Below are 17,755 nucleotides of genomic sequence, written 5' to 3' on the forward strand. Positions count from 1 at the left end.
TACTAACATGAAAAAAAACGTACTCTGCGGCGCCTTGCTGGCCGCCTTCTGCGCCACCGGTGCCGTCTTCGCCGCCCCGGCCAACACTTTGCCTTCCTTCACGCAAGAGGCCGAGGAACTGGCCAGCCTGCCCGGCGGCGGCTGGTTGACCCTGGACAAGCATGGCTTGCACCTGTTCAACGCCAGCGGCCAGGAGCAGGATCGCATCGCCGTGCGCGCCAAGCAGCTCGATACGCGCAGCGACGGCAATAAGGTGCTGGCCGTCTTCCTGGAAGCGGACACGCAGCGTCCGCTGCCCGTGTCCGTCGATGTGCAGGCCGGCAAGCTGGTCAAGCTGGCGCCGTTTCCCGTTCCCACGTTCTCCGTGGAAGCATCGTGTTTGTACCGCGACGCCCAGCAGCTCGATCATCTGTTCTTGATCGGCAAGGATGGGCAAGCGGAACAGTGGGTGATGCAAGGTGAACAGCGCAGCCTGGTTCGCAAACTCGCTTTGCCGCCCCATGCCAAGCATTGCCGCGCCGACGATGGCGCCCAGCGCCTGCTGGTCAGCGAGGCCAACATGGGCGTGTGGTCGTATGAAGCTGATTCCGAAGGCATGGGCAAGCGCGAAGTGGTGGCCCTGCGCAAGCCGTATGGCCAGCTGGATGGCGGTGCCGGCGCCCTGGCCGTGCTGCCGGGCGGCGTGGCCGTGCTCGACGGCAAGGCGGAAAAACTGCACCTGTACTCCCATCAGGGAAGTAAATGGACGGCACAGCCAGCCCAAGCCGTGGCCTTGAACGTGCGCAAGGGCGACAGCCAGCTGGCGCTCGACGGAAATTCCTTGATGTTGCGCGGCAAGAACGGTTGGCAAGCGCGGCCCTTGAAATGGGCTGGCCAAGCGGAAACATCGCCTGCGGTGGCCATCATCGCCCCGCAAGCCCAGACGGAACCGATGGCGCGCCAGGGCGACGCGGCCGATGATCCTGCCATCTGGCTGTCCAGCAACCCCGCCAACGCACGCATTCTCGGCACCAACAAGAAGCAAGGACTGCTCGTCTACGACCTGCAAGGCAAGCAGACGCAACTGCTGGAAGTGGGACGCCTGAACAACGTTGACGTGCGGCAAAACATCAGCCTTGGCGGCGGCAAGGTCGACCTGGCCGTCGCCACCCAGCGCGACGACAACAGCATGATGCTGTTCACCATCAATGCCGATGGCGTCGTGGTGGAAGCGGGCCGTTTCCCAACCGGACTGAAAAGCATCTACGGCATGTGCTTGTACCAGCCAGCCAGCGGCGGCGTGGAAGCGTTCATCAACGACAAGGACGGCACTTTCCAGCAATACAAGGTTGAAATGAGCGGCATGAGCGGCAACAAGTTCAGCGCCACCCTCTTGCGCAGCTTCAAGGTCGCCACCCAACCGGAAGGCTGCGTGGCCGACGACGCCAACGCCAGATTGTTCCTGGGCGAGGAAACGCTCGGCATCTGGACCACCTCGGCCGACGCCGCCAAGCCCGACGCCCTCACCATGGTCCTGCCCGTGGGCGCACAGTTGACGGCCGACGTGGAAGGCATGGCCATCTACCGCCAGCCGGGCGGCAATACTGATTCTGGCTACCTGATCGTCTCCAGCCAAGGCGACAACAGCTACGTGGTACTCGATGCCAAAGCCCCCTACAAGGTGCGCGGCCGTTTCAAGGTGGGCTTCAATTTACCGGCAGGCATCGACGGCACCTCGGAAACGGACGGCCTCGACGTCACCTCCGCCAACCTGGGTGGCGCGTATGCAGAAGGCATGCTGGTGATCCAGGACGGCTACAAGCGCCTGCCCGATGGGCCGCAGAACTTCAAGTATGTGGCGTGGGGGGATGTGGCGAAGGCGTTGAAGCTGGAGTAATCACCATGGGGCGGCTAGCAATGGCTGCCCCATGTACGATAGGAGTGTTAAAGATTGCCGCTACCTTGTACGCGGCATATCGATGACAAAAGGCAGACTTTTTCCAAAAAAGTCCACGCTGCCCGTCACTGCCAGGCGTTGTGTCGACAATTCCTCCAGGCGCAGATCCGCGACATCACGGTATTTCATCATGTAGAGCGAGGATTCACACTGTGGATTGCCGGCATCGACGGCCAGCCTCCGCACGGGCGCGGCATCAGGTCCCGCGACGAGCAAGCACTGCAGAGAGAAGGACGGCGGATACAGCGCCCACGACCAGGGCGCATCGTCGTCTTCCGTCAGCCGCATGAACACGTCGTCGTCGGCCTCGATCGTGATATTAATTTCCCGCATGCCATCGGCGCGCGCCTCAAGGCTGATCCGGGATTTCGCGACATCCACTTCGAAATTGGTGTCGCCGATACTGAATACATGCATTACGCTATTACTCCTGACTGACGCGTGAATCTACTGCCCGACAGACCGCTGGCGTCAGCCAGCAAACCTGCACTGGCACGCCTCAATCGCCCTGCTGTTGCCAAACCGCCTTGCCACCCTTGATATAGATCAAGGCACTGGCAGAGCCCTCTTTCGCCACCACGATCCCGTCCGTTTTCAGCTTGAGCGCCTTTTCATGATAACTGTGCTGGAGCGAGCCCTTGTCTTCCACTTGCCAGATTTCCAGCCAGGCAAAATCCTCACCACCGTTGGACAAGGCATGTCCCGCACCGACGATCAGAGGCGCCGTCTTCTGTCTGAACAGGAAGACGATACCCTCTTTCTTGCTGTCCTTGTTTTTGACGAGGACAGCCAGGTCGCCCTTGCCGTCGCCATCGAAGTCGCCGCGCAAGACGAAGGGATTAATACGGGCGCTGACGTCAATGCCTTCGCGTTTGGCCAGGCTATCGAGCTGTTGCGCCGCCCAGGCCGGCAATTGCGCCTGCGGCGGCAAGGCCTGCGCACCAGCCATGCCGGTGGCGAACACTAAAGCGACTGTCACTGCCATGCTTCTGCAATTCATGGGACGGCTCCATCGAGACGAAGAATCGGGTGGCACCCGGCGGTTCCGGGTGTGCAGGCAGAATAGCATTATCAGAAAATACTTGCACTGCCTCAACTGTATCCGCTTCACATTCGATGCCCGTGCACACGGATAAGTTACCCTCGCTTGCTGATCTGCCAGCGACTGGCGGCCTGTTGCGTATTAAAATACCGTCCCATGACCTCCCCTGCCTCGACCTCTTCCCTCCCCGACAGCATCTTGCTCCCTTCCCTGGCCGTATTGGGAGGGCAGATTTCCGTCAATTTGGGGGCGGCGATTGCGAAGAATCTGTTTCCTGTCATCGGCGTCGAGGGGATTACAGCTTACCGGGTGGGGTTTTCGGCGCTGATCTTGCTGGCTATCTTCCGGCCGTGGCGCTACCGGCTGACGCGCAAGGATGTGCTGAACTTGCTCGTGTACGGTTCCGTGCTGGGGCTGATGAATTTGCTGATTTACCGGGCGTTTGCGCTGATACCGATTGGCATCGCGGTCGCCATCGAGGTAACGGGGCCGCTGGCAGTGGCCATGCTGTCGTCGCGCCGGCCGCGCGATTTGCTAGCCGTAGCTTGCGCCGTGTTCGGCTTGTATTTGCTGCTGCCCCTGCAAGGCAGTCCGGGCAGCCTGGACCCTGTCGGCGTGGCGTATGCGCTGGGGGCGGCGCTGTGCTGGGCGCTGTACATCATCTTCGGCAAGCGGGCATCGACATTACAAGGCGGCCAGGCCGTGGCCTGGGGCATGACGGTGGCAGCCATGGTGACGGTGCCCATCGGCGTCGCGTACTCGGGTACGGCACTGCTGGCGCCATCGATTGCGCTGATGGGCCTGGCCATCGCCATGCTCTCCAGCGCCCTGCCGTATTCGCTGGAAATCTTCGCCTTGCGCCGCTTGCCGCAAGGCGTGTTCGGCATGTTCAGCAGCGCGGCACCGGCCGTCAGCGCGCTGGCCGCCATGGTGGTGCTGGGAGAAATGCTGAGCTTGACGCAGTGGCTGGCCATCGCCTGCATCGTGTTCGCGTCGGCCATGGCGGCGCTCGGCGCACAGGGCGGCAAGCGCTAGCGGTGCTCGACGGGCAGGCAGGTTTTGATGCCCGCCTGTAAAATGCGTCATTGCTTGCCATATCGCGCACTCCGTCCCACCGATGACATCGACATTTCTTTTCCGCCTGCTCTCCCCTCTCGCTGCCGCAGCCGTGCTCGTGCTGCTGGCGCCAGTCGCCGTCGCGCAGGCTGCCGCTCCGGCCGCCCTCAAGGGTAATGCGGAAGCAGGCAAGGCAGCGTTTCGCAAGTGCGCTTCCTGCCACCAGGTAGGGCCATCGGCGCGCGGCGGCTTTGGCCCCAAGCTGACGGGCGTGATCGGCCGCAAAGCCGGATCCACCACCGACTACAAGTATTCGGCGGCGATGAAAAACGCGAATATCGTCTGGACCGAGCAAAACCTGGCCGGCTTCCTGAAAGCACCGAGCGACTTCATTCCCGGCAATAACATGCGCTTCTGGGGCATCGGCAATGCGCAGCAGGTGGCCGACTTGCTGGCCTACCTGCGCACGCAGTAAGCACCTCCCATAACGCATGCACGGACAGGCGCATACCGCATCCAGCCATTGACGCCGGATCAAGCTCCCAGCGCCTGCAGCACGCCCTTGCGCTTCTTGTGTGCTGCTTCATAGACTCGCAGCCGCTTGCGCTGGGCGGCGGACAGGCCATCGAGCTTGTCGCGGATCTGCGCCACCGTCAATTGCTGGTAGCCAGCGATGGGCAAGTCCGGCGATGACGCATCCGAGGCAGCGCCACCGGCTTTTTTCCGCTCCTGCGTTTCCTTCGCTTCACCGGATTGCGCCCTTTGCTTGTTCACGATGCGCGCCGCGACTTCTTCCTCGCGGCCCGGGTAGCGTCCTTCCTGCTTGAAATCCCGTTCCAGCTTCTTGAATTCGCGTTCACGCTTGGGGCTTGCACCGACAGGCATGTCACCTCCCGTCTACGTTTTGGCCGGCAACTTGCGCAGGCACAGGTAAATGGAATACAGCGCCGCCAGTCCCACCAGCACGTACACGCCCCGCGAAGCTGCCGTCATGGCGCCAAGGATGCTGGCCACGATGTCGATATCGAACAAGCCCACCAGCGCCCAGTTCAAGCCGCCCACGATCAAGAGGATCATCGAGATCCAGTCGACCACGTTCAAGCGCTTTGCCGACATTTCCTGTTTTGCCGCACCGTCCGATCCTGCCTGGATATTCGCCATATCAGCCTCCTGTAAGAAGAAAGGACCCGCCGCCGGGTCTATCAAGGAACAGTGTAGGCGCGGCACCGGCACGCGCCAGTCGGACGATGCCGGGCATTCAAGTAGGAAGACTCTGTAATCAGGCGGGTGATTTTATCTGGCAACAAGCCAGGCGAAAGCGCGCATCGGGTAACTGCAGCTCATTGCCGCAGCTGCTTGTACATGATGGTGGTGGCGTCCAGGCGGTCGCCGTCCGGCGCCAGCGCATAGGCGGGGATGCTGCCGGCCACCACGTAGCCGAGCGACAAGTAAAGCGCTTGCGCATGGTCGCCGCTGCGCGTGTCCAGGGTCAGCAGGCTGCGCGGCAACTGGCGCGCCTGTGCTTCCAGCACCTGCATCAGCTGGCGGGCGATGCCATGCCGGCGGAAAGTGGGCGCGACCAGCAGCTTGCGCACTTCGGCCCGGTGCGCCTGGTTGGAATTGGTGTCCCAGTCCAGCTGCACGGCGCCCGCCACCTGGCCATCGACTTCGGCCACCAGCAACAGGCGCACGCCGCGCGTGACGGCCGGCAACACATTATCGGTCCAGAACGCCTGGCTGGCCGCCGTATCAAAGGGCAAGATAAAACCGATGCTGGCGCCGTCGTGCACGCAGTCTTGCAGCAAGGCGCCCAGTTCCGGCAAGCGTTCACGAATATCGGTGGATGAAAAATGGCGTAGCGATGCGGACATGGCGACCTCAGACAAGAAAGAGAAAATAGCGGGCGCCGCTGTCTGGCGGCGTCGTGAACGCGTTGGGGCCGTCCAGCTGGTAGCGCAGGCAGTCGCCGGCCAATAAATCGTGTGCGCGGCCATCGACGGTCACGTTCAACTTGCCTTCCTGCAGCAACAGATGGTGTTCCATGCCGGGCCGGGGCGAGGCGGCATAAGTGATCGTCACGCCCGCATCGAGTTCGCATTCGAGCGCTTCGCCGGCCAGCGCGCGTGACGGGGGCGAGACGGAGCGGCGCCGGAAACCCATGTCCGGGTCAGTCCACACGCTTTGCTGTACCCGCCGCAGCAGCGGTGGAAAATCGTCTTCCACCATGCGCAGCAGGCGCGACATCGCCAAACCATACGCGGCGCACAGCTTGCCCAGCACGCTAGTCGTCGGGCTGACTTCGCCATTTTCCAGGCGTGACAGGGTGGCGCGGCTGACCTGGCTGGCACTGGCCAGCTGGTCCAGCGACCAGCCCTGCTCCACGCGCAACTGCTTTAAACGCGCCGCCAGCCGCTGTTCCGTCTCGTTATCAGTCAATGTTGGATTTTCCATATATGGGAATTTATCCCACAAAAGAGAACTTGGCAAGCAGTTGCTGTACAGTTGTTCAGCGCACAGACCAGCAAGCCCTCCCCAGGCACGATACGCCATCACTTCAAGGAAAAGCCATGGCCTCCACTCCCGCCACTCCCCAGCCACGTCTGGGCCAGGCGCCCGCGCCGCTGGGCAGGGTCGAATTCCATTTGCAGTTCATTCGCTCGTATGCCGATCCCGCGTTCGACGCCGTGCGCGGTGCCTTGGTGCAAGTGGAAGAAGTGGCGTGGAAGAATTACCAGGATGGCCGCAAGGCGCCCGTGACACAAAAGGCGGGGCCCGGTTTTCTTGACCCCGATTACGACTTGTCCGTGGAGTGGAAAGCCACGCGCGACCGCCTGCTGGCCGCAGAAGCGCGCCAGAAAGACCCGGGCACGGCGTCGCGCGTGCTGCTGATCTGCGGCGCGGCACGCAATGACGGTTCTTGCCCCGGTGAAATGTCGAAACTTGCCCCGGTGAAATGTCGAAAACGTGGCGCATGACGCAATGGGCCAGGGAAGTGCTGCAGGCCGACAATATCGAAACGGACGTGCTGGACCTGAGCTTGCTGGCCTCTTCATATGATTTGCACATTCATCCGTGCAAGGGCTGTGTCTCGACAGCCATGCCACTGTGCCACTGGCCATGCAGCTGCTACCCGAACCATGGCGAACGGCAGACGAATGACTGGATGGCGGAAATTTACGAGCGCTGGACGGCTGCGCACGCCGTCATCATCCTCACGCCCGTGTACTGGTACCAGACGCCTAGCGTGCTGAAACTGATGATAGACCGGCTCGTCTGCGCCGATGGCGGCAATCCCGATCCCACGTCCACGCACGGCAAGAAAGCCGTGGAAGCGAAGGCACTCGAATTGCAAGGCTGGAATTATCCGAAACACTTGGCCGGGCGCGCGTATGGCCTCGTCGTGCATGGCGACGTGGCCGGCATCGAAGGCGTGCGGCGGGGCCTGTCCGACTGGCTGGACTGGATGGGCTTGATTGACGCAGGCGCCAAGGCGCGGCTGGACCGCTACATCGGCTATTACGACAGTTACGCGCAAAGCCACGATACTCTCGACCATGACACCAATCTGCAGGAAGAAGTGCGCAACGTGGCGCGCGCCGTGGCCATCGCCACCCAACGGCTGCGCGCAGGCACGCTGGCGCCGCCCGATGCGGAGCTCCAGCCTCCCCGGCCAAAATGACACCCGGCACAGCTACCCGGCCATGCGCGATGCGTGGCGGCACAGCTCCAGGAAACCGGCCAGGCGCGGCGAGAGTATCTTCTTGGATTGCCGGATCAGATAAAAGTTGCGCTCCAATGGCGGCAGCATGGTCTCCAGTTCCACCAGTTGCCCGCTGGCCAGCAAATCGGCCACAACGACGCGCGACAGGCAGGCGATGCCCAGCCCCGCCGCCGCACCATATTTGATGGCTTCCGAGTTGCTGAATTCGCCTGCGGCGCGCAGATAGTGCAGATACGGCACCAGCGCCTGCTCCACGGCTTCGCGCGTGCCTGAGCCCGCTTCGCGCAGCAGCCAGCCTGCCTGGTTCAGTTCCGTAAAGCTGAGCAAATGGCGCAGCTGCGCCAGCGGATGCGTGGGCGCGGCCACGATCAGCATCTGGTCCGTCAGCCACGGTTCCACCAGCAAGCCCGCTTCGTGGCACGGCCCTTCGATCAGGCCGATATCGACACGGAACTCCGCCACGGCGGCCGCGATGTCGGCCGTGTTGGCTATCGTCACCTGCGGAATGCTGCGCCCGTATTGCTGCGCCGCCTGCGCCAGAATCTGCGGCAGCAGATAGATGCCGATGGTGGTGCTGGCGCCGATCTGCAGACTGACGGGCACGGACGGATCGGCGCCCGCGAACTGGCGCTCGATGCTGGCGGCCCCGTCGCGCATCTGCCGCGCCTGCGGCAACAGCAGCCGGCCATTGTCGTTGAGCAGCAATCGCTTGCCCACGCGGTCGAACAATTGCGCGCCCAGCAAGGTTTCCAGTTCGTTCAGGGACGCGCTGGTGGCCGATTGCGACAGCGCAATCAAGTCGCCAGCCGCGCTGGTACTGCCCGTGTCCGCCACGGCGAGGAAAATCTGCAACTGCCGCAAGGTCAACGCCATCTCATCTACCTATTTTTTCAGTTAAACATACAAAAACAATCCGTTTTACCATTTAATCAGCGAACTGTACAGTCATGGCATACGAATACAGAACACGGAGTACGGTATGTCATCCCTCTCAACAACAAACACAACAGGTTTCAGCGACCGCTATGGCCGCCTTCTGCCGGGCCTGCTGCTGAGCGGCGCAATCGCTTATGCAGCCATCGCGCTGGGCAAGCTGGAATGGATGCAAAGCCACGGCATGAGCGCCCTGACCCTGGCCATCATGCTGGGCATCGTGCTGGGTAACAGCGTGTACGGCCGCCTCGCGCCCACCTGCGGCGCGGGCGTGGCTTTTTCCAAACAGACTTTATTGCGACTTGGCATCATCCTGTACGGCTTCCGTTTAACCTTCCAGGATATCGGGCAAGTCGGGCTGGCCGGCATCGCCATCGATGCGCTGGTGCTGGCGTCCACGTTTGGCCTGGCCATGTTCCTCGGCACCAAGGTGTTCAAGCTGGAACGCAACAGCGCCATCTTGATTGGTGCGGGCAGCTCGATCTGCGGCGCGGCGGCCGTGATGGCGACGGAACCCGTCGTCAAGGGACGCAGCGAGGATGTCACCGTGGCCGTCTCCACGGTCGTGGTGTTCGGCACCATCGCCATCTTTTTGTACCCATTGCTGTACCAGTTGAATCAAGGCTGGCACCTGCTGGGCGCCACGCCTGCCGCCTTCGGCGTGTATATCGGTTCGACCGTGCATGAGGTGGCGCAAGTAGTGGCGGCTGGCAAGTCGATCGGACAGGAAGCGGCGAATGCGGCCGTGATCGCCAAGATGGTGCGTGTGATGATGCTGGCGCCGTTTCTCGTCATCCTGTCGGCCATGCTGGCGCGCGGCAAGGCGAAGGCCGGTGGCAAGGAAAAGGCGGCCAAGCTGGCCATCCCCTGGTTCGCCTTCATCTTCATTGCCGTGGTCGCCTTCAATTCGCTGGGCCTGCTGCCAGCGGACACCGTGGCCGCCATTACCGAACTCGACACGGCCCTGCTGGCCATGGCCATGGCGGCCCTGGGTTTGACGACGCATATGTCGGCCATCCGCCGCGCCGGCATCAAGCCCCTGTTGCTGGCCGGCCTGTTGTTCTGCTGGCTGATCGCCGGTGGCGCCGCCATCAACCACGTGGTTGCCAGCCTGTTTGCCTGACCTTGAGCCGGATTCAAGCCGGGACCGCTGACGCGGGAGCCGAAAACTTCGTACAATACAGGTGTTTTGACTCTCAAACCGGCTTCGGCCCCACCCAGGAACATCCATGCACCTCTCGAACTGGCTGCTTTTCTGCAGCGTCGCCCTGCTCGTCACGTTTTCTCCCGGCCCGGCCGTCTTGCTGGCCATCTCGAATGCCATCGCCGTCGGCCCGCGCCGCGCGATGATCAGCAGCATGGGCAATGGGTTTGGCCTGTTCATCATTTCCGGCGTGGCCATGGCCGGCATGGGCGTCGTGCTCGCCACCTCGGCCACGGCCTTCATGCTGCTGAAACTGGCTGGCGCCCTGTACCTCGTGTACCTGGGCATCAAGCAATGGCGCAGCAAGACCAGCGTCGTGGCCGATGCGCCCGTAGTGGCTGGCGCGGCGAATCCGAATTCCTTCTGGAAACTCTTCCGCCAGGGCTTGACGGTGGCGCTGACCAATCCGAAAGCCATCCTGTTCTTCTCGGCACTGTTTCCGCAATTCATCACGCCGGGCGAACCCGTGGCCATCCAGTTCACCGTGCTGACGACCTCGTTTGTCGCCTGCGCCATGCTGGCCCACTTGTTCTACGCCAACCTGGCGCGCCTGCTGAAAACCCAGCTGGCCACGCCGGGCCGCGCCAAGCTGTTCAACCGCATCACGGGCGGCGCCTTCGTCTTGCTGGGCTTGAGCCTGCTGCGCCTGCGCAGCAAGGCCGCATAATTACTGTAGTAAAAACGTCTCGATGCTGGCCACCAGGGCCAGCGGCGTTTCATTCATCGGATAGTGTCCCGCATTGCCCAGCACCTCAAGCCGGGCTTGCGGGTACCACGCCAGATACGTGCGCCGCATCAGGGCCGCATCGAAACGCGGGTCGTGCTCCCCCACCAGCGCCAGCAACGGTAGTTCCACGTGCGCCGCCTTGATGTCTTCGCTGAAATCCGTCCCGCTCCACGCGAGAAAATAGGCGGCAAACGCCGCTTGGTCCGCACTTTCCCAAGAATATTTCGCCTTCCAGTCCAGCCAGGCGGCTGGCAAGCGTTCGCCCGTGCTACGGTTGATGATGGCGCGCCGCGCCTGCACTTTGCCACTGGCGTCGAGAAACAGTTGCCGCGCCGCCCCATCGAGCGCCACGCCACAGCTGGGTACAGGCGCCACGGCCACCAGTTTGCGCAGGCGCAAGGGCGCCAGCAAGGCCAGCCGTTCCAGCGCCATGCCGCCCATCGAGTGTCCCACCACACTGAAGGTGGCAAAGCCCAGCGCATCGGCCAAGGCCAGCGCGTCACGGGCGACCTCGTCCATCGAGTAGTTGCCCTGCGCACCGCGCATGCCGCCATAGCCGCGATTGTCCATGAAGACATAGCTGAAAGCGCCACCATCGAGGGCCGCTTCCATCGGCGCGAATGCGTGCGCGTCGCCAAACCAGCCGTGCAGCACGACGACGGCGTGGGGACCATGGCCCACGCGATGACAGGTATTGTGCATGTTTACTCCTGAAAAAGAGTGCATGGTAGGTGGCCAGCCGTCGGCCCGCCTTCGATGTCAGGTCAAATACTGTAGAGTATGGGCCATGGATGATTTTTATACGGAAGTGCCGCGCCCCTTGATCGCCACGACGCGCGACTATGGCGCAGGCGCAATGTTTCCCAGCCACAGCCATGCGCGCGGGCAATTCGCTTATGCGGCGCAGGGCGTCATCAGCGTGCACACGCCGCAAGGCAACTGGCTGGTGCCGCCGCAACGGGCTTGCTGGGTACCGGCCGAGCTCGTCCACGGCATGCGCATGCATGGCGCCGTGACCATGCACAACGTGTTTATCCGCGCCGCCGCCATCGACGGGGCCGGCTTGCCGCCCCACTGCCAGGTGCTGGACACACCGCCGCTGCTGCGCCAGTTGCTGGCCGAGGCAGTGACCGTCGACGCCCTGTATGCGGAACAATCGCGGGCCGGACGACTGATGGCCTTGCTGCTCGATGAGATTGCCGCTGCCAGGCCCCTGCCCCTGAGTGCGCCTTTGCCACAGGAACCGCGGCTGGCGCGGCTGTGTACGGAGATGCTGCAGCAACCGAGCCTGGACAGCAGCCTCGATGCGATGGCGGCGCAGGCAGGCATGAGCCGGCGCACCTTTACGCGGCAATTCCGCATCCAGACGGGGCTGGCCTTTGCCCAATGGCGCCAGCAAGCGTGCCTGCTGGCCGCCATCACGCGGCTGGCCGAGGGGCAAGCCGTCACCAGGATCGCGCTCGACCTCGGTTATGCCAGCCCCAGCGCCTTCACGGCCGCCTTCCGCCGCGTGCTGGGCCAGGCGCCCAGCGATTATCTGGACTAGGAGATGATGGCGGCGATGCGCCGCGCCAGCGCCTGCGCCAGTTTCTGCACATGGTAGCCGTCGACAAAGCCATGGTGGGCTTGCGTGGAAAACGGCACGCGCATGCGGCCATCGTCCTGCGCCGGACCGAACCTGCCCCAGGTAAAAGTCGGGATGTCGGCGTCGCGGTGACGGTAAATCGGGTGCTCGATGGCCGCCAGTTCCAGCCATGGCAGGCAGGTGATGAAGATATTGTTGCGCTGCTCGCGCTCGGACTCTCCCTCACCCGTGTTGATCAGCGCGCTGCTCGCTTCGGCCAGGCGTTTCGCTTCCAGGCTGCGCGCGATGAATAGATCGAGCTGGTCCGTCATCGCGAAGCGCGTGTAGTTGAGGTTCTCGTCGCCGTTGATGACGGTGTACGAGGCGGGGAAATCATCGATCCTGATCACTTCGCCCTGGTGGATGCGGTACATGAAATTGTCGATCTCCCTGACTGTATTGAGCAGGCAGAACAGGAAAAAGTGGAATACGGGGATTTTCCGTTCCTTGCACCAGGGACGGAAATCCGGCACATCGAGCTGGAAGTTGATGTTGACGAGGGGATTATCAAACGCCCGGAACAAGTCATAGCGGTCGCGCCGCTTTTCAAAATTTTTCATGCGGCGAGTGTAGACGATGGGGTGATCGCGGGCAAGCTGTACTGCCATCGCCCCGGATGATTCAATTGGAGAACGGCAGGCAGACAAAGTATTCGCTGCCGACGTCCTGGAACAAGGTAACTTCTTCAGCGCCTGCCTGCCTGGTGAACGCAAAGCTTGCATACTCACCCGAACGGGTGCCATCGGCATGCGCCACCTCCTGTGCATACCGCATCGCATACACGGCCTTGATGTCGCTCATATTTGGCACGTTCGTGAGCCGCCGGATGCGTCCCTTGTCCAGCGAAACGCCGAGCGTCCAATATGATCCGGCATGGAACTCCGCCAATCCGGCCTGGTCCGAGTAATGCAGCAACAGGACAGGCGCGATGCCGCTGTTGCCGAATACCGGTTTGCTGCCCAAGGCAGCAAGAAGACGGCCGCAGAGCAAATTATCGCCCTCATGAAAGAACATATTTTTGTAGAACAATTCCTTTTGCGCAAGTATATGCGCGCAGGCCAGTTCAGCAGCCTGGGCATCCCCGATGTTAGCGAGTTGTGGCATGTTTAGCTCTTGAAATGCGTCAAATGATAATTTAAAGGCAATTTTCCATACCCCTCAGTTTGCCAAACCCCGCTGCACCTTCCACGCCAGCGGCAAAGTGAGCAGCAATACGGCCGCCAGCGCCAGCAAGGCAGTGTTCACGCTCGTATGGTCGCCCAGCGCGCCGAACAGCACGGGCGAAAGCGCCCCGCCGCCGATGCTGCCCGTGTAGAACAGGGCAAACGCGTGCTCGCGCTTGCCGGGCTCGGCCAGTTCCGGCACGGCGCCGTACAGCACGGACGAGGTGCCGTTCAGCGCCAGCCCCAGCAGTGGCAGCATGGCCATGACGCCGGCCAGCGGCAGCCACAGGGCCAGCACGATCAGCAGCGAGGTCATCGATTCCGTCAGCCACACGGTCTTCATCATGCCGATGCGCGCGCCCAGATAGCCGCACAGCAGCTTGCCGAAGGCGCCGCCCACGAACAGCAAGGACAGGGCCACGCCGATGCCGGCCGTGCCCGCCCCCTTGCTTTTCAGCAGGAATGGCAGGAAAGTGAGAAAACCCATGCGCACGGCGCTGTCCAGGGTGCCCGTGGCCAGCAAGGCGCGGAAACTCGCTGGCGAGCCATTACTCGCGATGGGCTTGCTAACTTTTTTCTGGCTGACCTGGATGTCGCCGGGCTTGGGCAGCAGCCACCACAGCAAGCCGGCCGCCGCCAGCCCCAGCAAGCCCAGCAGCGAGACGCTGGCTTGCCAACTGCAGACCAATAACAGCAAGCCCACCAGCGCGGGTATCAAGGTCTTGCCGATATCGCCGGCAAAGTTGTAGTGTGACAGCGCTTCCTTCACACCGCCACCCGCCTCGTGCGTATCGGTGACGATGGACGAGGCCAGCGGATGCTGGGTGCTGGCACCCAGGCCGCCCAGCAGCAAGGCGAACAGCAGCACGGCCAGGCCGCCCGCCTGCCCCGCGACCAGGTAGGCGACGCCGGCCAGCGCCGTGCCGCCCACGAGCAGGCGCTCGCGTCCCCAGCGCCGGCCATGCGGCTGGCCAGCAACTGGAAACCGGCCATCATGCCCGAGTACGAACCGCGCAACAGCCCTACCATGGCATAGCTGATGGCAAACTGCGCCTGCCAGATGGGCAAGAGCACATAGATCACGTCCGTCAAGCCGTCATGCACGGCATGTGCACTGCAGGCGGCGAACAGCGAACGGCGGCGCAGGGACTTGTCGGTAGCGGTGGACGTGGCGGACAGCGCGGTGGCGGAGGGGTCGGTCATGAATGACGATACATGCGGGAAATCACGAGGCGATCAGCTTACACCAATCGGCGCGGATCATCTTGATTTGGCAACGCCAAGCAAGCTTGCGCCGCACTAGCATTGATTGCCTAGCGCCTGGCGCCACGCATGCTCGAAGTCCGCCTGGCAAATTTCCACGCCGGAAAACTCGGCATGGGCATTGATCTCGTCTAGCGGTGGGACTGGCACGCTCCCCAGTTCGACAGCCATCGATGCCGCCGTAACATGGGCGAAACCGACGCCGCCATCGATGAAAAATTCCAGTTTGCGCGTTTCATAACCATTACGGTCAAGCTCGGACATCAGGCGCACCGGATCAGCCTTGTTCTCATGGAACCATGTGACGTCGATATAGCGCATCGGAAAATTCCCGCATTGAGAGAAAGATAATGCAAATATAGCATGCTCCAATGGAACTCTGATGCAACTAGCGTCGCTGTCAGCTTCGGTCGAGGCTGACAGCGACGCTAGGCAAGCCGCCGTACTTATCCTTACTTGGCCATCGCATCCTTGGCCATGCCATCCTTCTTCATTTCATCCTTCTTCATGCCGTCTTTCGCCATGGCATCTTTCGCCATGCCATCCTTGGCCATGTGATCCTTTTTCATGTGCTTCTTGGCCATCGGCTTCTTCATACCGTCCTTGCCCATCGCATCCTTGTGCATGGCATCGGCCGAAGCATCCTTGGCCATCGGATCTTTTTTCATGGCGTCCTGGGCGAAAGCGGCGCCCGACATGAGGATGGCGGAAGCGATGATGGCGGTGATAGTGGTTTTCATGATAAGTCCTTGTCTCAGTGTGGGATGGGCGAGATTGCCCGGTGGTAAAGCTGTTGCTGTGCTACAGGTGTTGCCAAAAGTAATCAAGAGCCGCCGAACCAGTTGTATCCCTGATTCTCCCAATACCCTCCCGGGTAGGAATTCGTGACGAAAATCGCCTGGATGTGCTTGGGGTTCTTGTAGCCCAGCTTGGTCGGCATGCGCAGTTTCATCGGGTAGCCATATTTCGGCGGCAATTCCTGGCCGTCATACGTCAGGGCCATGATGGTTTGCGGGTGCAGGGCCGTGGCCATGTCGATGCTCGTAAAATAATCGTCGGCGCATTTGAAGCCGATGTATTTGGCCGTCGTGTCGGCGCCCACCCGCTTGAGGAAGTGAGAAAACGGCACGCCGCCCCACTTGCCGATGGCGCTCCAGCCTTCCACGCAGATGTGGCGCGTCACCTGCGTTTCCTGCGGCAAGGCGCGCAGCTGCGGCAGGGTCCAGGGCTTCTTGTCGGCGATCAGGCCGCTCAATTCCAGGCGCCAGGCGTCGCCATCGATCTCTTCCACTTCATCCTCGCCGTAATACGCGTTGAAGGGAAACGGCCGCGTGATCATGGAATCGGGATACGTGGGCGCCAGCTTGCTCGGGTCGAACAGCCAGCCTTGCACCTTGTCATTGAAGCGCGACACCGCCGTCAAGGCTGTCTCGATGCCGGTCGGGTCGCTGGCGTTGCAGCCCGTCAGCAAGGACAGGCCGCCCAGGGTCAAGCTGCGCTGCAGGAAAAGGCGGCGCGACGGCTGCTTGATCTGGCGCAAGGCGTCGGCCAGCATGGCCTGGCCCTGCTCTTGCACGATGATGGTTTTTTTCATGCTCATCTCCTTAGCGGCCGCGCAGCATGGCGACCAGGGTGCGCGGCACCAGCGCCACCATCAGCAGGTGCACGCCGACAAAGCCCGTCAGCAGTGCCATGGCGATGAAGTGGACCCTGCGCGCGCTCTCGTAGCCGCCCATCAGCTCGCGCAGCAGGGGAAATTGCACGGATTTCCACAGCACCAGGCCGGACAGCACCAGCACGATGCAGTCGAGCATGACGAACAGGTAGGCGGCGCGCTGCACCATGTTGTAGTGGCGCGGGTCCGCATGGGCCAGCTTGCCCTTCAGCGCGGCGATGAAATCAGCCAGCAGCAAGCGCGGCGACAGGGGAAAGAACTGGCGCCGCAGCCGCCCCGAGACGATATTGATGATCAGATACAGCAAGCCATTGGCCACCAGCAGCCACATGGCGGCGAAATGCCATTGCAGGGCGCCGCCGAGCCAGCCTCCCAGGGTCAGGACGCGCGGCAGTTCGAACGGGAAGAACGGCGCCGCGTTATAGATGCGCCAGCCGCTGGTGGCCAGCACCACGACGGCCACGGCGTTGAGCCAGTGCGTGATGCGCAGCCAGGCTGGGTGGATCACGCTTGCTTGTCCGTTCATCACATCGCTCCCTTCGCGCAGGATGCCGTGCTGACGGCTTGCAGGATGGCGCTGCTGTCGCTGCGCTGCACGAAGGCCACCGCTTGCAGCTGCTCCGGGCGCCAGCTGGCGGGCAGCTTGACTTCACGGCGCAGCTGGGCACGGCCTTGCTCCAGCGCAACTGGCCCCAGCCACAGGCGCACGGCCGCATCGTGATGCAGGGTGGCGCCGCGATTTTCGCCGCGCAGCACTTTGGACACGATGGCGCTTTCGCTGATGGCCACGTACAGTTGGCCGCTCGTCTGCGCGTCCGGCGCGCTGGCATTGGCTTCAAGCACCAGTTTCCCACCGGGCCCCGGCGTGGCGGACAGGCCGATGTTGACGGGCGCGGCGGTGGCGTTGATGCGGCGGATGGCGGCCGGCAGTTGCGTATCCCAGCTGCGCAATTCCGTGCCGCCCACAAAAAACTGGGGCGTGTAGGCCACGTGGCGCGGCTGGTGGCGCAGCAATTCGGCCTGGCGCGCATCGAATTGCGCCTGCGCCAGCGGGTCCGTCCAGCCGATCTGGTCCCAGTAGGTGACGTGCAAGGCCAGCGGCACGATCAGGCTGGCCTCTCCCGCTTCCTTGCGCAAGGCGCTCAGGCGCTGGTCGGCGGGCGGGCAGCTGGAGCAGCCTTCGCTGCTGTAGAGCTCCACCAGCGCCGCCGTCTGCGGCCCACTTTGCACGGCGCAGCGCTGGCCGACTGCCATTTGCGCCATGGCCGGGGCGGCCACAGCCATGCTCAGGACGGGTAAAAGCAGTGTTGCAAGGCGGTGCTTGATGTCCATGGTCGTTACCCGGTATATTGAATTAAGAAGCGTGCTTGCCTGTCAATTCGCCGCATGCCGCGGATTGGTTACAGCCACC

The 17,755-nt window shown here is 62.5% G+C and carries 21 protein-coding genes and 2 pseudogenes; 7 read left to right on the forward strand and 16 right to left on the reverse strand.

Features of this window, described 5'->3' with window-relative positions:
- The first annotated feature begins 7 nt into the window (after positions 1-7).
- Positions 8-1,876 carry a phytase gene (locus OPV09_RS16550; RefSeq protein ID WP_338678804.1) on the forward strand — a complete coding sequence of 623 codons (1,869 nt, stop codon included), beginning with the start codon at positions 8-10 and terminating at the stop codon, positions 1,874-1,876.
- Positions 1,877-1,936: 60 nt separating this feature from the next.
- Here the strand turns inward: OPV09_RS16550 and OPV09_RS16555 are convergent, their stop codons facing one another.
- Both OPV09_RS16555 and OPV09_RS16560 read right to left on the reverse strand, forming a co-directional pair.
- Positions 1,937-2,353 carry a hypothetical protein gene (locus OPV09_RS16555; protein ID WP_338678805.1) on the reverse strand — a complete coding sequence of 139 codons (417 nt, stop codon included), beginning with the start codon at positions 2,351-2,353 and terminating at the stop codon, positions 1,937-1,939.
- 82 nt (positions 2,354-2,435) lie between these two features.
- Positions 2,436-2,915: a hypothetical protein gene (locus tag OPV09_RS16560; protein WP_338678806.1), complete on the reverse strand. Its 480-nt coding sequence runs from the start codon at positions 2,913-2,915 to the stop codon at positions 2,436-2,438.
- A 219-nt stretch (positions 2,916-3,134) separates the two neighbouring features.
- Between OPV09_RS16560 and OPV09_RS16565 the strand changes: the two genes are divergently transcribed.
- Both OPV09_RS16565 and OPV09_RS16570 read left to right on the forward strand, forming a co-directional pair.
- A complete protein-coding gene (locus OPV09_RS16565) occupies positions 3,135-4,013 on the forward strand; it encodes an EamA family transporter (RefSeq protein ID WP_189396476.1) in 879 nt (292 codons plus the stop codon).
- A gap of 82 nt (positions 4,014-4,095) precedes the next feature.
- Positions 4,096-4,509, forward strand: a complete 414-nt coding sequence (locus OPV09_RS16570; RefSeq protein WP_338678807.1) for a cytochrome c family protein — start codon at positions 4,096-4,098, stop codon at positions 4,507-4,509.
- A 59-nt stretch (positions 4,510-4,568) separates the two neighbouring features.
- Here the strand turns inward: OPV09_RS16570 and OPV09_RS16575 are convergent, their stop codons facing one another.
- From OPV09_RS16575 to OPV09_RS16590, 4 genes are all read right to left on the reverse strand, one after another.
- The gene (locus OPV09_RS16575; RefSeq protein WP_338678808.1) at positions 4,569-4,919 is read right to left on the reverse strand and encodes a hypothetical protein; all 351 of its coding nucleotides are present in this window, start codon (positions 4,917-4,919) and stop codon (positions 4,569-4,571) included.
- A gap of 12 nt (positions 4,920-4,931) precedes the next feature.
- Entirely contained in the window at positions 4,932-5,195 is a 264-nt protein-coding gene (locus OPV09_RS16580) for a DUF378 domain-containing protein (protein WP_070302572.1), read from the reverse strand.
- Between the two features lie 179 nt (positions 5,196-5,374).
- Complete coding sequence (locus OPV09_RS16585) at positions 5,375-5,905, reverse strand: GNAT family N-acetyltransferase (protein WP_338678809.1); 531 nt, start codon at positions 5,903-5,905, stop codon at positions 5,375-5,377.
- A gap of 7 nt (positions 5,906-5,912) precedes the next feature.
- A complete protein-coding gene (locus tag OPV09_RS16590) occupies positions 5,913-6,485 on the reverse strand; it encodes a helix-turn-helix domain-containing protein (protein WP_338678810.1) in 573 nt (190 codons plus the stop codon).
- 116 nt (positions 6,486-6,601) lie between these two features.
- On the opposite strand from OPV09_RS16590, the pseudogene OPV09_RS16595 reads away from it, so the two are divergent.
- Positions 6,602-7,713 (forward strand): annotated as a pseudogene (locus tag OPV09_RS16595) (flavodoxin family protein).
- Between the two features lie 12 nt (positions 7,714-7,725).
- On the opposite strand, the gene OPV09_RS16600 reads toward OPV09_RS16595, so the two are convergent.
- The gene (locus OPV09_RS16600; protein ID WP_070302580.1) at positions 7,726-8,628 is read right to left on the reverse strand and encodes a LysR family transcriptional regulator; all 903 of its coding nucleotides are present in this window, start codon (positions 8,626-8,628) and stop codon (positions 7,726-7,728) included.
- Positions 8,629-8,734: 106 nt separating this feature from the next.
- Here OPV09_RS16600 and OPV09_RS16605 point away from each other — a divergent pair, with 106 nt between their 5' ends.
- Positions 8,735-9,811: a YeiH family protein gene (locus OPV09_RS16605; RefSeq protein WP_338678811.1), complete on the forward strand. Its 1,077-nt coding sequence runs from the start codon at positions 8,735-8,737 to the stop codon at positions 9,809-9,811.
- Positions 9,812-9,917: 106 nt separating this feature from the next.
- Positions 9,918-10,559 carry a LysE family translocator gene (locus OPV09_RS16610; RefSeq protein ID WP_034755914.1) on the forward strand — a complete coding sequence of 214 codons (642 nt, stop codon included), beginning with the start codon at positions 9,918-9,920 and terminating at the stop codon, positions 10,557-10,559.
- Here OPV09_RS16610 and OPV09_RS16615 read toward each other — a convergent pair whose 3' ends face one another.
- A complete protein-coding gene (locus tag OPV09_RS16615) occupies positions 10,560-11,321 on the reverse strand; it encodes an alpha/beta hydrolase (protein WP_338678812.1) in 762 nt (253 codons plus the stop codon).
- Between the two features lie 85 nt (positions 11,322-11,406).
- On the opposite strand from OPV09_RS16615, the gene OPV09_RS16620 reads away from it, so the two are divergent.
- Complete coding sequence (locus OPV09_RS16620) at positions 11,407-12,165, forward strand: helix-turn-helix transcriptional regulator (RefSeq protein WP_338678813.1); 759 nt, start codon at positions 11,407-11,409, stop codon at positions 12,163-12,165.
- On the opposite strand, the gene OPV09_RS16625 is transcribed toward OPV09_RS16620, so the two are convergent.
- The 8 genes and pseudogenes from OPV09_RS16625 to OPV09_RS16660 form a co-directional block, all read right to left on the reverse strand.
- Entirely contained in the window at positions 12,162-12,803 is a 642-nt protein-coding gene (locus OPV09_RS16625) for a CatA-like O-acetyltransferase (RefSeq protein WP_338678814.1), read from the reverse strand. The two genes, OPV09_RS16620 and OPV09_RS16625, sit on opposite strands and share 4 nt — an antisense overlap.
- 61 nt (positions 12,804-12,864) lie before the next feature.
- Positions 12,865-13,347, reverse strand: a complete 483-nt coding sequence (locus tag OPV09_RS16630) for a hypothetical protein (protein ID WP_338678815.1) — start codon at positions 13,345-13,347, stop codon at positions 12,865-12,867.
- Positions 13,348-13,401: 54 nt separating this feature from the next.
- Positions 13,402-14,609, reverse strand: a pseudogene (locus OPV09_RS16635) (MFS transporter).
- Positions 14,610-14,705: 96 nt separating this feature from the next.
- Positions 14,706-14,990, reverse strand: coding sequence for a DUF6881 domain-containing protein (locus OPV09_RS16640; protein WP_338678817.1), 285 nt, complete (start codon positions 14,988-14,990; stop codon positions 14,706-14,708).
- A 131-nt stretch (positions 14,991-15,121) separates the two neighbouring features.
- Positions 15,122-15,409, reverse strand: coding sequence for a pentapeptide MXKDX repeat protein (locus OPV09_RS16645; protein WP_034755896.1), 288 nt, complete (start codon positions 15,407-15,409; stop codon positions 15,122-15,124).
- Positions 15,410-15,492: 83 nt separating this feature from the next.
- A complete protein-coding gene (locus OPV09_RS16650; protein ID WP_338678818.1) occupies positions 15,493-16,269 on the reverse strand; it encodes a molybdopterin-dependent oxidoreductase in 777 nt (258 codons plus the stop codon).
- Between the two features lie 4 nt (positions 16,270-16,273).
- Complete coding sequence (locus OPV09_RS16655; RefSeq protein WP_338678819.1) at positions 16,274-16,870, reverse strand: cytochrome b/b6 domain-containing protein; 597 nt, start codon at positions 16,868-16,870, stop codon at positions 16,274-16,276.
- On the reverse strand, positions 16,870-17,676 hold the full coding sequence (locus tag OPV09_RS16660; protein ID WP_338678820.1) for a DUF1223 domain-containing protein: 807 nt from the start codon (positions 17,674-17,676) through the stop codon (positions 16,870-16,872). The genes OPV09_RS16655 and OPV09_RS16660 overlap by 1 nt, the downstream gene beginning before the upstream one ends.
- Positions 17,677-17,755 lie beyond the last annotated feature (79 nt).

The organism is Janthinobacterium sp. TB1-E2 (assembly GCF_036885605.1).
Taxonomy (GTDB): domain Bacteria; phylum Pseudomonadota; class Gammaproteobacteria; order Burkholderiales; family Burkholderiaceae_D; genus Janthinobacterium; species Janthinobacterium aestuarii.

Coding starts and splice junctions, on each gene's coding strand:
- OPV09_RS16620 (WP_338678813.1), top strand. CDS start 11,407: ATGGATGATTTTTATACGGAAGTGCCGCGCCCCTTGATCGCCACGACG.
- OPV09_RS16580 (WP_070302572.1), bottom strand. CDS start 5,195: ATGGCGAATATCCAGGCAGGATCGGACGGTGCGGCAAAACAGGAAATG.
- OPV09_RS16565 (WP_189396476.1), top strand. CDS start 3,135: ATGACCTCCCCTGCCTCGACCTCTTCCCTCCCCGACAGCATCTTGCTC.
- OPV09_RS16600 (WP_070302580.1), bottom strand. CDS start 8,628: ATGGCGTTGACCTTGCGGCAGTTGCAGATTTTCCTCGCCGTGGCGGAC.
- OPV09_RS16605 (WP_338678811.1), top strand. CDS start 8,735: ATGTCATCCCTCTCAACAACAAACACAACAGGTTTCAGCGACCGCTAT.
- OPV09_RS16660 (WP_338678820.1), bottom strand. CDS start 17,676: ATGGACATCAAGCACCGCCTTGCAACACTGCTTTTACCCGTCCTGAGC.
- OPV09_RS16640 (WP_338678817.1), bottom strand. CDS start 14,990: ATGCGCTATATCGACGTCACATGGTTCCATGAGAACAAGGCTGATCCG.
- OPV09_RS16555 (WP_338678805.1), bottom strand. CDS start 2,353: ATGCATGTATTCAGTATCGGCGACACCAATTTCGAAGTGGATGTCGCG.
- OPV09_RS16575 (WP_338678808.1), bottom strand. CDS start 4,919: ATGCCTGTCGGTGCAAGCCCCAAGCGTGAACGCGAATTCAAGAAGCTG.
- OPV09_RS16550 (WP_338678804.1), top strand. CDS start 8: ATGAAAAAAAACGTACTCTGCGGCGCCTTGCTGGCCGCCTTCTGCGCC.
- OPV09_RS16615 (WP_338678812.1), bottom strand. CDS start 11,321: ATGCACAATACCTGTCATCGCGTGGGCCATGGTCCCCACGCCGTCGTC.
- OPV09_RS16585 (WP_338678809.1), bottom strand. CDS start 5,905: ATGTCCGCATCGCTACGCCATTTTTCATCCACCGATATTCGTGAACGC.
- OPV09_RS16630 (WP_338678815.1), bottom strand. CDS start 13,347: ATGCCACAACTCGCTAACATCGGGGATGCCCAGGCTGCTGAACTGGCC.
- OPV09_RS16610 (WP_034755914.1), top strand. CDS start 9,918: ATGCACCTCTCGAACTGGCTGCTTTTCTGCAGCGTCGCCCTGCTCGTC.
- OPV09_RS16650 (WP_338678818.1), bottom strand. CDS start 16,269: ATGAGCATGAAAAAAACCATCATCGTGCAAGAGCAGGGCCAGGCCATG.
- OPV09_RS16655 (WP_338678819.1), bottom strand. CDS start 16,870: ATGAACGGACAAGCAAGCGTGATCCACCCAGCCTGGCTGCGCATCACG.
- OPV09_RS16625 (WP_338678814.1), bottom strand. CDS start 12,803: ATGAAAAATTTTGAAAAGCGGCGCGACCGCTATGACTTGTTCCGGGCG.
- OPV09_RS16645 (WP_034755896.1), bottom strand. CDS start 15,409: ATGAAAACCACTATCACCGCCATCATCGCTTCCGCCATCCTCATGTCG.
- OPV09_RS16590 (WP_338678810.1), bottom strand. CDS start 6,485: ATGGAAAATCCAACATTGACTGATAACGAGACGGAACAGCGGCTGGCG.
- OPV09_RS16570 (WP_338678807.1), top strand. CDS start 4,096: ATGACATCGACATTTCTTTTCCGCCTGCTCTCCCCTCTCGCTGCCGCA.